Raw genomic sequence first — 12392 nt, forward strand, 5'->3', positions numbered from 1 at the left:
GCCATATTCCTTCTGTGCTCTTTCTGCAAGACTATCAAGGAACTTTCTTGCTTCATCCTCAACTGCTATCTCAAATGCACGAATTGCAGTATGTGTTTCAGGAGCAGATGGCGATGGCTCGACAACATGCAATATTGTTACCTTGGATTCATGTAACTTCGCAAGCTTCAATGTATATTCAAGGGCCCTATTGGAGTTTTCAGAGCGGTCTACAGCAACTAGAATTTTGGAAAAGGGTGGCGATGCTCTCAATGCTAATTCTACCATCAGGTCTAGCTGTCCAGAATGATAAAAAAGCTTTGTTCCATTCTCACGTTGCCATCTTAATCCAGCATCGTCCCTTGGAATTGAACCTAAAAAATAATGAACTTAACGACAAGAAAGAACTTGAAGCTCTGACCGATTATTTGAAGCAAGTTTACTATCAGAATTACAAGTCAGCGTATAACTATGAAGGCATGGACGAACCAAAGTATGATTGCATAATTTAGGGTGCGGCGATCTGTTTTCGTCGATAACGTTGTGAATAAAAGTCAAGTTCTACGCCGCGGGTTTTATCATAGCTAAAGCTGTAGCTTTCATCATTTGAAATAGGGAGTGAAGAAAGCGGTTTGTCACATTCTGGACAGGTAACAGGATCAAAGTAGCGTTGGCATAATGCAGAAGCACACCAATAGCAATCATCGCATATGATGAATAGTCTTTTTTGCTGTTTTACCTGCGGTCTTGCTGTTTCAGTGATCAACAATACGTTAGCGTCAACTTCTACAATAACTGACATCGTTACTAGATGATCTCATCAGATATAACCTTACTGGTGCATGCGGCGGAAATCAGAATCTATCCAACCCAGTGTTCTAAGCGCTGTATTGATTGGTATCGAATATACCATGACAACAATTACAATTATCGGGAAGGCAAGGTGAACAAACAGATAGAAGAGGTAAAGCGAACGCAGCATCATTAATGCCAGTTGCCATTATTTGCGCTTCATATTAAACTCTACCCACGTAATGGTGCTTTAGGGAATCCCACGTTAGTGCCAAATCTATAGTCCTAACTATATCCCCAAGATAGTAGTGGGGCCGTTACAATTTGAACCATGAATTCCGCAGTAAATTCGATAATCTTTGAGTACTCATTACTTACGGCCTGTCAGGCTGATGTACTCGTACGCCTTCACCGCGTTGTCAAACGCATATTGCACCTTCTGGTACTGCTTCCGGAACTCTGCGACGTCTTCCGCTACCTGCGCAGGATCCTTCTTCTCCACCACAACCCTCTTTATGAAATTCGCGATCTCCTTCATCTCGCTTTCCTTCATGCCAAGCCTCGTGACCTCGGGCACGCCTATCCTGACGCCTCCGGGGTGCATGTAGTGCCTGCCGGCCTTGATGTCGCCGGGCAGCAATTGCCTGTTTAGTATGATGCCAGCTTTTTCCAGGTCTTTTTCAATGGTGCCGCCGTCGCCAAACTTTGTCACGTCGACTGCCATCTGGTGCGACATGGTGTAGCCCCTCTTCTCGCCAAGCACGCCAAAGCCGGCCGCTGCAAGCGCCCCGGCAAGCGCCTTGGCGTTTCTTATCACCTGCTTTGCATAGTCCTTGCCAAACTCTAAAGATTCTGCAAGCGCTATCGCCTTTCCTGCGACATGATGCAGGTGATGGCTGGACGTGTTGCCCGGGAATATGCCCTTCTTTATGCCATCGGCGAATTTCTCGTACGATACTATGATGCCCCCCTGCGGTCCCCAGAGCGTCTTGTGCGAGCTCATCGTCATCGTGTCGGCCCCTTCCCTGAGCGGGTCCTGGAACTCGCCTCCGGCTATCAGCCCTGCGACGTGCGCCCCGTCGTAGTTGATGTGGATGTTGTGCCCGTGCATGAACTCTGCCAACTCTTTGACAGGATGCGGGAACAAGAACAGTGAGCCGCCAAACATCGCCAGCGCGGGCGTCTTGCCGTTGCGGGCCATCTCCTCTATCTTTTTCTTTGTGCCGTCGACGTCGATTGTCATCTCCTCCCTCAGGAATGGGTAGTGTTCGATGTTGAGGCCATGCACCAGGCCGGCGGTCCCGGCATGCTCCTTCTTGCCGTGAGAGATGTGGCCGCCAGTCGGTATGGAAGCCGCCATCATCCAATCGCCGGGGTTTGAAAACGCGGAATAAATTGCCAGGTTTGCAACGACGCCCGAAGTCGCGCGGCAGTCGGCAAACTCTGACTTGAATACTTTCCTTGCAAGGTCGTTGCAGATAAGTTCAACCTGGTCAATGTAGATGCAGCCGGCGTAAACGCGCTCGCCCGGCCACCCTTCCGCGTAGCGGTTCGCAAAGTCGGACATGCACGCCTCCCTGACGGCGGGGCTTGGCACGTTCTCGCTTGCGATAAGCGGGATGGAACGGTTGAACCAGTCGTGATGCTCGCGCATCAGCCTAAGAACGTCGTCGTACGCTTTCCTTGCACTCATATGTGTGAGGAGTTTCTAAACCAAGTCCATAATAGTATATCGCTTACCCCAAGTCGGCAAGCTCCTTGACCACTTCTGTCCAAGCATTGCCGATGTTCGTGCGGTTGTAGCCCCCGCCGCCCACCGCTATCATCCTGCCTTTGCAGTGCTTGTCTGCCAGCCTGCGCAACGTTCTGGCAGCGTGTCCGTGGGCTTGTGCAGAATAACGCAGGTCGGTTATTGGGTCGCCGGCAAGGCTATCCGCGCCGCAGTTCAGGAAAATCAGCTCTGGCTTTGCAAAGTCGATGAATTCTTCCACCCTTGCGAACGCGTCGAAAAACTCTTTGTCGCCGGCCTCCGGCATGAGCGGTATGTTCATCTTGGTGCCTTTCGCGTCGCCCACGCCTGTCTCGTCGGCAGAGCCGGTGCCAGGGTACAGGTAACGCCCGTCCTCGTGAATGTCTGCAAAGAACAGCAGCGGGTCGCTTACAAACTCGTAAAACACGCCGTCGCCGTGGTGCGCGTCGATGTCGACATATGCTATCCTCTTTATGTTGTATTTTTTGCGCGCCTGGATTATTGCGACTCCAACGTCGTTGAATACGCAAAAGCCGCCGGCAGAGTTCCTGCGCGCGTGGTGCAGCCCTGCTATGGGCACGAATGCATTCTCTATCTTCCTTCCCGCCCTGTCCACTCCTTTCATGACCATGTCAAGCGCGGCCAACGTCGAGCCTACAACGTAGAGCGTCGCCTCAAATATTCCCCGGAACGACGGCGTGTCTCCCCTGTCAAGCGGGATGCTTCTGCACTGCTTTGACGCCATTTTCACAAGCTCGACATAGTCTCTGTCGTGGAATGAGAGCACCATTTCTTCGTTCGTGATCTCCGGCTGCTCCACCATCACGTTGGCGACGTTTTCGCTCTGCAGCCTGGACCAGAACGCGTATATCCTGTCCCTGCCCAGCGGATGCGAGCCCCCAAATCCGTAACGGGCAAGCTCGTCGCCGAAAAAGACTGCAGTGCCCACGGCGTTTCATCGAAGGCGATGCAAATCAATCTTTTTATCCCGTATGCTGCAATCGCTTTTGCATGTTCACCGGCATCGTGGAGGGGCTCGCAGAGGTGCGTTCGGTAGCCAAAGCAAAAAAGGGGGCCGATACTTTGATGCGCGTAAGACTGGGCAGGATGGCCAGGGGCCTGAAGACAGGCGACAGCGTCTGCATAAACGGCGTTTGCCTCACCGTCACCAAATTGAGCAAGGGCGAGGCTCAGTTCGAGATGGTTGCAGAGACGATGAGGCGCACGTCCCTCGGCTCGGTCAGGCCCGGCGGCATGGTAAACATTGAGAGGAGCATGAAGGTGGGCGACAGGCTCGAGGGGCACTTCGTCCTTGGCCACGTCGACGGCACCGCTACCATAGTCGACAAGATAGAGAGGCAGTCAGAGACCACGATGTGGCTCTCGCTTGACAGCAAGGAGCTTTCAAGCGCGCTGGTCCCAAAGGGCTCCATTGCGGTCGACGGCGTCAGCCTCACAGTCGTCGACGTTGACGGCGAGAAATTCTCGGTGTCCCTGATACCGCGCACGCTAGAGATAACCTCGCTTGGCGCCAAGGACAAGGGCGACAAGGTGAACATCGAGACCGACGTCTTGAGCAAGTACGTCGCCAAGAACCTACCAAAATCCTAGTAATTACCAGCTTTTTAGTAACCTTTTAATAACAATCGCGCGGAGGCACAATTGTTGCTAGGAGACGCCATTTCAGCATTAAAGGCCGGCAGGTTTGTGCTGGTCCACGACGACAAGGGGCGCGAGAATGAAGTGGACATGGTAATCGCCGCCGAGCATGTTAAACCAGAACACGTGGCGACCATGAGAAAGGACGCCGGCGGGCTCCTGTGCCTCGCTATTGCAAATGAAGTGACAAAAAAGCTGGGCCTGGTTTACATGCACGACATGATTGCCGGCATGGGCAAGATAAATCCGCTCTACGCAAGACTTGTTGAAGGAAAGGCGGCGTATGGCGACAAGCCGTCGTTTTCCATTTCAGTCAACCACCGCCAGACTTTCACTGGCATCACCGACAGCGACAGGGCGCTCACAATATCTCTGATGGCACAGGTGTGCAGGAACATCGAAAGCGGCGGCGTCGAGGAATTTGCAAGGGACTTTCGCGCTCCCGGCCACGTTCCGATATTGATTGCGTCAAGGCGCCTGCTCGTAGAGCGCAACGGCCACACAGAACTGTGCGTCTACCTGACAAAACTCGCGGGAATAACGCCGGCGGTCGCGATGTGCGAGATGATGGACAGCGAGACCCACGGGTCGCTCTCGATAGAAAAGGCAAGAGACTACGCAAACAGATCGGGCATCCCGCTTGTCGAGGCAAGCGAACTTAAGGAATCGCACCAGAAGGCCAAGGTAGCATGAGGCTGGCAATCGTCGTTTCAGAATTCAACAGCGAGGTGACCTCCCGGATGCTCGAGAATGCGAAAAGGCACATTGTCAAGATAGGTGCCAAGGCCAGTTACATTTTCTATGTGCCCGGCGTCTATGACATGCCCCTTGCTGTAGAGCAATTATTGAAAAAACGTACGGTCGACGCAATAGTGACCATCGGCGCGGTGATAAAAGGCGACACGCGTCACGACGACATCGTCGCCGAAAACGCGGCGCGGTTGATAGCAGATTTGTCATTAAAGCACGGTAAGCCGGTGGCGCTTGGCATAACCGGGCCTGGCATGACCGACGAGCAAGCAGGGGCGCGCGCAGAGGAAGTCCCGGTGCGCGCGGTCAACGCGGCTGCAAACATGGTTCTCAGGCTTGGAAAGCTAGAAAGAACGGTGAACAAGGAAACAGTGGTAATAGATGATACAGCTGACAATAATTAGGATAGAGGGCTACGGTCCCTGGACGCTCACGCTCGGCTACGACCGGGAGGCGCAGCTCCAGATGCTGCAGGCCAAAATTTACCACGACGTGCAGAGGCTCTTCTCCGAGAAGGACTGCCTTGTGTATTTCAACCGCTTTGACGAGTATTTCGCCATCACAAACGGCCTATCAGTGAAAGAGCACGTTGCCATCCAGCGCGAGCTCGCAGGGCTGTACAAGGACCTCAAGATGTCAATGGCAATAGGCACGGGAGAGACTGCGCTTGCCGCAAGCATGGCCGCATACAGCGCAAGGCAGGAGGCCAAGTTTGCAGACGAGCAGACGCGCATCTTCGGCTCTGCTGCAAATGATGATCTGTCTGCCCAGGTGATGCACATAGATATGGACAGCTCGACCAAGCTATCAGATAGGCTCTCGCCATATGAGGTCACGGCACTTGTCATGAAGGTCTACAGCGTCCTTGCCGAGGAGTTCCTAAAACGCGCTGCGCTCACCTTTTTTCTCGGCGGCGACAACTTTATGGTAATCTCTAACGGCGTGACCGGTGATCAGGTCGACGAGGTAATCAAGAAGGTGACCGCCGGCCTCAAAGTCAAGCTCAACTGCGGCATCGGAATCGGCAGGACGGGCAGGCGCGCCGCCGAAGCCGCGACAAAGGCCCTTGACACCATCCGGGACATGCGGGATGAGGGCAAGATACAGACAATCTATGAAATACGATGCTAGCCATAGAGAACGCGAGCATTCTGATTGGACCCGGTCTAGGGCACGTCGAGCGGGGCTACATAGAAATCGCGGACGGTATTATCAAGGGCGCGGGTAACGGTAATTCAAATGCCCGCAACAAGCTCAACGCAAGTGGGTTTCTCGTCATGCCGGCGTTTGTGAACGCGCATATGCACATCGCGGACTCGATAGGCAAGGACATTGCCGCCGGCGGGCGGCTTGACGACAGGGTGCACCCCGTCTCTGGAGCCAAGAAAAAGATCTTGGAAGGCAGCAGGCCAGAGCACATCAAGGCGCTTGTGCGCAACTCCGCCATCTCAATGCTAAAGAGCGGGATAACCGCGTTTGCCGACTTCCGGGAAGGCGGGCCGGAAGGCGTCCGGCTCTTGCGCGACGCGATTTCGGGCCTGCCAATAAGGTGCGTGGCCCTTGGCAGGGTCGACCACTACGGCGGCCCGTCAGGCGACGGGTTGTCAGAGCAAGAGCTTGCGGCGGCAAAAGACGTACTTGCGATTTCAGAAGGCCTGGGGATAAGCGGCGCGAATGAAAATTCCGACACGGCGCTTGAGCAGTACAGGCAGGTTGCCGGAGAAAAACTGGTCGCCATACACGCCGCCGAGTCAAGAGAGACAGTTGAGTTCTCGCTAAAGAACACAGGCAAGCGGGAGGTCGAGAGGATAATGGCGCACCTGCGCCCGGACATCGTCGTGCACATGACACAGGCCACCAGCGACGAGATAACGCTCGCCTCAAAATCAGGCATAGTCGTGTGCCCCCGCGCGAACGGTGTCCTTGGCGCGGGGCTGCCCCGGGTTGCCGACATGCTGGCGCGGGGCTGCCAAGTCGCCATAGGCACAGACAACGTGATGCTCAACTCGCCCGACATGTTCCGCGAGCTTGATTACGTCTGGAAGGCATCGCACGCCCAGGGCGACTTTATCGAGCCCCGCGAGCTTGTGAAGATGGCTACTGTGAATGGCGCAACGATGCTAAGACTGAACAGCGGCTGCATCGAGCCCGGCAAGAGTGCGGACCTGATATTCATAGACAAACATCATGCCGATCTGTATCCGGTGCACGACCCGTACGCAGCCATCGTGCACAGGGCAAGCAGGGATTCGATAGCGGCGGTAATGGCCGGCGGGCGATTTCTGACGGAGGCCATGCCTTGAGAGTCACGATAAACGCCGCTATGACCCTTGATGGAAAGATAGCGACTGCCGCTGGTGACTCTGCGATATCGTCAAAGGAAGACCTCAAGCGCGTCCACAGGCTGCGCGCGGCCTCGGACGCGGTGATGGTGGGCATCTCGACGGTGCTAGTCGACGACCCCATCCTCTCAGCCAGGCTGGTCAGGGGCAGGAACCCCGCCAGGATTGTGGTAGATAGCCAAGGCCGTATCCCCACAGAGTCGAGGCTGCTGCGCACTGCCTCCGGGACAAGGACTATAGTTGCAGTGACAGAAAAGGCCACAAGCGAGGCCGTCGGGCGGATTAGAGAGTCAGGCGCCGAGGTAATAGTAGCAGGCAAGGAGGCAGTAGACCTTAAAGCGCTCTTTTCTGCGCTGGGGAAAATGGGTTTTCATCGGGTACTGGTGGAAGGCGGGGGCGAGCTGAACTGGTCAGTGCTACGGCTCGGGCTCGCCGACGAGCTGATAGTGACCGTCGCGCCAAGGATAGCAGGTGGTAGGCTTGCGCCCACGCTTGTTGAAGGCGACGGCTTTGACCTGATTTCAAAAGGAATAAAGCTAAGGCTTGCCAGAGTGGAGCACAAAAAGTCAGGCGAGCTCATCCTTCATTACAGGCCGGGGAAAATACACAGCACTTTTTAATATGGAGCTTCACCGTAAAAGCGGATGTCGAGATTGCACGTCGGCAGGGTTGACGACTCGAAGTTCGAGGTTGACCTATCGTCTCTTACCCGCCACACAATAATCCTGGGGGCCACCGGCTCGGGCAAGACCGTGCTCTCAAAGGTGGTGGTAGAAGAGGCAGCACTGCAGGGCATCCCGACGTTTGCCATCGACCCCAAGGGGGACATCGGCAATTTGGCCTTCAAGTCCGCCTCCTTTGACTTTTCAGGATGGTCCGGAAAAGAGGCCGACGCTCTCAGGCTGGACAGGGCAGAATATGCCGCGAGCCTGCGCAAGCTCTACGGCGACAAGATGAAGGAATTTTCAGTCGCGCCGGACGCGCCGGCAAAGTTGGAAAAAATCCTGGTGCGCATATTCACGCCCAAGTCGTCAGCAGGCCTGCCGGTGGGAATATCTCCGGACCTGGCCGCGCCCACGGACTTCGACAAACTTCTTGCAAGCGACGTGTCGTCGGCCGCCGACCTGCTCGACTTGACATCTTACAACCTGCTCAGGCTTGCCGGCTATAGCGAGGGCGACAGGAACGAGATAACCTTCATCTCTGCGCTTCTCGAAAACGCCTGGAAGTCCGGCAAGAGCCTGACTGTCAGGGACCTAATGCGCAGGATAGAGAGCCCTCCGGTGAGCATGATAGGCTCGCTGCACGTGTCAGACGTCCTTGAGGAAAAGGATCGGCGCAAGCTGATAACAAAGCTCAACCTGCTCGTCTCGGACCCGAAGCTCAGGTCGTGGTCGGCCGCGGAGCCGTTCAACTTTACCAAGATTTTCAGTGAGCCTTCGATAAACGTGCTTGACCTGCGCAACATCCAGTCGGAGCAGGAAAAGCACCTCTTTGTAGAATTGACGTTGCAGCGGCTGTTCCAGTGGATGATAAAGCAGGGCAGCGCTCAGACGCTGCGATACCTGCTTTACTTTGACGAGATTGCCGGATACTGCCCGCCCGTGCGCGAGCCGTCGTCAAAAAAACTTCTTTTGCTTCTGATAAAGCAGGCCCGTGCGTTTGGACTCGGCCTGATGCTTGCAAGCCAGAACGCCGTAGACCTAGACTACAAGGTGATATCAAACGCAAACGTGCGCTTTATCGGCAGGTTAGGGGCACAGCGGGACATACAGCGAGTGAGCGTGGGCTTGGAGCTTGGCTCGCACGCGGAAAAAGAGATCGGTCGGCTCCAGGCAGGCGAGTTTTTCTGCAACATATTTGAGCCCAGGTTCCAAGGCGTGATAAAGTCGCGCTGGCCGCTCACTTATCACCGCGGGCCCCTCGAAAACAGCGAGATTGCAGAACTGATGGCGAATTTCAAGCGCGACATGCCCGAGGCTGAAAGCGCCCCCGAGGTTGTACAGGGCCTCAAGGCAGAACCCGAGCCGGATGAGCAGCCCGAACCTGCAAGGCAAAAGGCACGCGCAAGAGAGCCGGACCCTGTCATAGCCGCAAGCTCGCACGACGCGTTCATGGCACTTGAAAAAACATTTGAGCCCAAAGATTTGATGACGTTCATCAGGCTTGGCAGCAATGTCAAAGAGGCAAAGGCAATCTCTGCAGAACCAACGGAAATATTCCATCCGGTGTTCGAGGTCAGCGCGTCGGTATTTGAGAAAAGCTACGCCAAGCAATCGCTTGACAAGGTGGAAGAGCTGGCGGCTTTTGACGGCACCCTTGTGCAGCTGCCGGAGCACAAGCTCACCTCGCAGCGCTTGGTCCCGGCCGAGGTGCGCGCGGATGCAGGCAAGTGGAAGGGCGAGATCGAAAAGAGGGCCGCCGCGCTGAAAAAAGCACTCGTCGCAAAATTCGATGTCGTCATGGAAGACGCCCGGAAAGAGCACCTTGCAGCCAGGACGCAAATACCAAAGGCCAAGATCGCAGGCATCGACGAAAGCATATCAAAGCTGCTGGAAACGCTGGACGCCGAGCACGACGCGCAGAAGCAGCAGGAAAAGCTCTACAAGCAGCTGAAAAAGGAAAAGACCAAAAAATCGCGGTTGATATCTGCAGAGAACAAGATTGACACCAAAAAACACAAGATCCAAACCACGAAGCGCAAGATAGAGCAGCTGCGCACAGACAGGGAGGCGCTGGTGGAAAAGCTGCAAATGATAGAAATAGAGGAGAAAGCGAAATTCCACGAAGCGCTTGCCGAAGTCAAGAGCAAGTCAAGTTTCGAGATAGCCGGATGGCTCGTGGAAACGTTCTACCGTGCCTCGATAACTGTCAACGGCAGAGAGCACTATGGCGACGTAAGGTGGAGCTCCTGGTCGGGCAGGGGCACCTGGGGCAGGTGCTCTGCGTGCTCCGTTCCTCTGGAAGAGGGCTCTGCATGCAGCTGCGGCAACTTGCTGTGCAGCCAACACCTTGCATACTGCAAGATCTGCCTGATGCCGGCCTGCGGCGAGCACAGCGCGCTATGCTACATCTGCAGTTCCACGTTCTGCTCCCGGCACAGCGTCAAGTGCGAGGTGTGCGCCTCGTCTGCATGCTCAAACCACAGCGGCGTGTGCAGCATGTGCAGCAGGAAAGCCTGCGTCAACTGCTCGCAAAAGAAGGGGCTCATCAAGCGCGAGCTTGTCTGCAAGATATGCTCAGGACGCTGAGCAATCTACAAACGCCCGCTCGCCTGTCACGACTGTCATGCAGTTTGTCAGGCCGGCAGGCAGCGTGCCATTGCTGGCAGCCTGCTCGCTTGCTAACGAGGCCGCGACAAAGCTTGCCACAAAGAACACCAGCGAAACGGCTATCATGAGGAATATCAAGAGTTTTGACTTGTTGCTGGTGGCGCTCACGGTACTCATCGCACAAAAGTGGTTACTATTCTTTTCTGATTGATTTTTAAGGTTCTAGAGACAATATCCGGTCGGATGTTCGAAAACGAGCACACGCTGCGCCACTTTATGACCGAAAAGGCGGAAGGGCAGTTCCACGACAGGTACGAAAAGGCACTGGAGCAGGTAAAGCCAGAATTCGGCAGCAAGTACCCGATGATTATCGGAGGAAAAGAGGTAAGGACCGCGCAGGCCTTTTCCCACGCGTCGCCAATCGATACCAGGATTGTGCTCGGCCACTTTCCGGCCGGAACTGCAAGGCATGCCAGGCTTGCGGCAGCGTCTGCGAAAAAGGCGTTTGAGGTGTGGGGCAAGACCGACTGGCGCGAGCGCGTGCGCATCTTTCGCTCCGCTGCAGACCTGATGAGCAGGAAAAAGTTCGAGCTTGCGGCGTGGGTCTCGTACGAGAATGGAAAGAACCGTTACGAGGCGATAGGCGACGTAGACGAGGCCATTGACTTTGTTCGGTATTACGCGGAGGAGATGGAGCGCAACAACGGCTTTGAGACGCCTATGAAAAGCGCCCAGCCAAACGAAAAGAGCAAGAGCGTCATGAAGCCCTACGGGGTGTGGGGAGTTATCGCGCCTTTCAACTTTCCGGCTGCGATTTTGACTGGAATGACCACCGGCGCGCTGATAACCGGCAACACGGTAGTGCTAAAGCCTTCAAGCGACGCGCCTGTGGTTGCGTTCAAGATTGCAGAAATCTTTATCCAGGCCGGCGTGCCTGCAGGCGCGCTCAACGTCGTGTTTGGCTCCGGCAGCAAGGTAGGCGGCGAGCTGGTGGCAAGCAAAGATGTTTCAGGCATAGTCTTCACGGGTTCGCGCGAAGTGGGCTATTCGATGTCAAAGCAGTTCAGCAAGGACGGCCCGCGGCCCCTCATAGCAGAGCTTGGTGGCAAGAACCCCGCAATAGTCACGGACACGGCTGACATCAACAGGGCGGCCGACGGCGTGATCAAGGCAGCATTTGGATACTCGGGGCAAAAGTGCAGCGCCTGCTCGCGGGTATTCGTGCACAAGAAAGTCAGGGACGAGTTTATGCGCCGGCTCGTGGACAAGGCAAAGAGCCTGCCGGTCGGAAACCCGCTCGACCCAAACGTGTTCATGGGGCCTTTGGTGAATGAAGATGCATACAAAAAGTTCCAACAGTACGCCCGGCTTGCCGACAGGGATGGCAAGGTGTTGACAGGCGGCTACGTGCGCAGGGAAGGCGAACTTAAGCACGGCTACTACGTCGAGCCCACTATAGTGGCAGGGCTGCCCAAGAACCACCGGCTGTTCAAAGAGGAGCTGTTCGTGCCAATATTGTGCGTCGCAGACTATGAGAAATTCGATGACGCGGTGAGGATTGCAAACGACGCCGACTACGGCCTTACCGCAGGGATATTCTCCGGCGACAATGGCGAGATAAAGAAGTTCCTCGACCACATAGAGGCTGGCGTCGTCTACGTAAACCGACAGGCAAGCGCTACGACGGGGGCAATGGTGGGTTGCCAGCCATTTGGCGGGTGGAAGGACTCGGGGAATACTGGCAGGGGGACGGGCGGTCCGCACTACCTTACGCAGTTTCTGCGCGAGCAGAGCCAGACGATAGCCGAGTAGTCAGTTACTGCGCGGGTGAGATTTACACTTTCCTGC

At 55.4% G+C, this 12392-nt stretch carries 13 protein-coding genes; 8 read left to right on the forward strand and 5 right to left on the reverse strand.

Annotation, left to right across the window (positions count from 1 at the left end):
• From VGA14_RS07390 to VGA14_RS07405, 4 genes are all read right to left on the reverse strand, one after another.
• The coding region (locus VGA14_RS07390) for a universal stress protein (protein ID WP_331003115.1) at positions 1 to 267 on the reverse strand (267 nt) is incomplete at its 3' end.
• 220 nt (positions 268 to 487) lie between these two features.
• Complete coding sequence (locus tag VGA14_RS07395) at positions 488 to 781, reverse strand: hypothetical protein (protein ID WP_331003116.1); 294 nt, start codon at positions 779 to 781, stop codon at positions 488 to 490.
• 360 nt (positions 782 to 1141) lie between these two features.
• Entirely contained in the window at positions 1142 to 2464 is a 1323-nt protein-coding gene (gene glyA / locus VGA14_RS07400) for a serine hydroxymethyltransferase (RefSeq protein WP_331003117.1), read from the reverse strand.
• A 43-nt stretch (positions 2465 to 2507) separates the two neighbouring features.
• Entirely contained in the window at positions 2508 to 3470 is a 963-nt protein-coding gene (locus VGA14_RS07405; protein WP_331003118.1) for an acetoin utilization protein AcuC, read from the reverse strand.
• A gap of 62 nt (positions 3471 to 3532) precedes the next feature.
• Between VGA14_RS07405 and VGA14_RS07410 the strand changes: the two genes are divergently transcribed.
• From VGA14_RS07410 to VGA14_RS07440, 7 genes are read left to right on the forward strand one after another with little or no spacing between them, the layout of a single operon-like run.
• Positions 3533 to 4132 (forward strand): riboflavin synthase, encoded by a 600-nt coding sequence (locus VGA14_RS07410; RefSeq protein WP_331003119.1) that lies wholly within the window; start codon positions 3533 to 3535, stop codon positions 4130 to 4132.
• 51 nt (positions 4133 to 4183) lie between these two features.
• The gene (gene ribB / locus VGA14_RS07415; RefSeq protein WP_349257153.1) at positions 4184 to 4873 is read left to right on the forward strand and encodes a 3,4-dihydroxy-2-butanone-4-phosphate synthase; all 690 of its coding nucleotides are present in this window, start codon (positions 4184 to 4186) and stop codon (positions 4871 to 4873) included.
• A complete protein-coding gene (gene ribH / locus VGA14_RS07420; RefSeq protein WP_331003121.1) occupies positions 4870 to 5334 on the forward strand; it encodes a 6,7-dimethyl-8-ribityllumazine synthase in 465 nt (154 codons plus the stop codon). Before ribB ends, ribH begins: the two co-directional genes overlap by 4 nt.
• Complete coding sequence (locus tag VGA14_RS07425; protein WP_331003122.1) at positions 5312 to 6061, forward strand: GTP cyclohydrolase IIa; 750 nt, start codon at positions 5312 to 5314, stop codon at positions 6059 to 6061. The genes ribH and VGA14_RS07425 overlap by 23 nt, the downstream gene beginning before the upstream one ends.
• Positions 6055 to 7233 carry an amidohydrolase family protein gene (locus VGA14_RS07430; RefSeq protein WP_331003123.1) on the forward strand — a complete coding sequence of 393 codons (1179 nt, stop codon included), beginning with the start codon at positions 6055 to 6057 and terminating at the stop codon, positions 7231 to 7233. The genes VGA14_RS07425 and VGA14_RS07430 overlap by 7 nt, the downstream gene beginning before the upstream one ends.
• Positions 7230 to 7892 (forward strand): 2,5-diamino-6-(ribosylamino)-4(3H)-pyrimidinone 5'-phosphate reductase, encoded by a 663-nt coding sequence (locus VGA14_RS07435; RefSeq protein ID WP_331003124.1) that lies wholly within the window; start codon positions 7230 to 7232, stop codon positions 7890 to 7892. Before VGA14_RS07430 ends, VGA14_RS07435 begins: the two co-directional genes overlap by 4 nt.
• A 24-nt stretch (positions 7893 to 7916) precedes the next feature.
• Positions 7917 to 10523 (forward strand): ATP-binding protein, encoded by a 2607-nt coding sequence (locus VGA14_RS07440; RefSeq protein WP_331003125.1) that lies wholly within the window; start codon positions 7917 to 7919, stop codon positions 10521 to 10523.
• On the opposite strand, the gene VGA14_RS07445 is transcribed toward VGA14_RS07440, so the two are convergent.
• Positions 10512 to 10712, reverse strand: coding sequence for a hypothetical protein (locus tag VGA14_RS07445; protein WP_331003126.1), 201 nt, complete (start codon positions 10710 to 10712; stop codon positions 10512 to 10514). The genes VGA14_RS07440 and VGA14_RS07445 overlap by 12 nt on opposite strands.
• A 75-nt stretch (positions 10713 to 10787) precedes the next feature.
• Here VGA14_RS07445 and VGA14_RS07450 point away from each other — a divergent pair, with 75 nt between their 5' ends.
• Positions 10788 to 12356, forward strand: a complete 1569-nt coding sequence (locus VGA14_RS07450; RefSeq protein WP_331003127.1) for an aldehyde dehydrogenase family protein — start codon at positions 10788 to 10790, stop codon at positions 12354 to 12356.
• The last annotated feature ends 36 nt before the right edge of the window (positions 12357 to 12392 follow it).

This window comes from Nitrososphaera sp. (genome assembly GCF_036397675.1).
In the GTDB taxonomy this organism is placed as follows: Archaea; Thermoproteota; Nitrososphaeria; order Nitrososphaerales; family Nitrososphaeraceae; genus Nitrososphaera.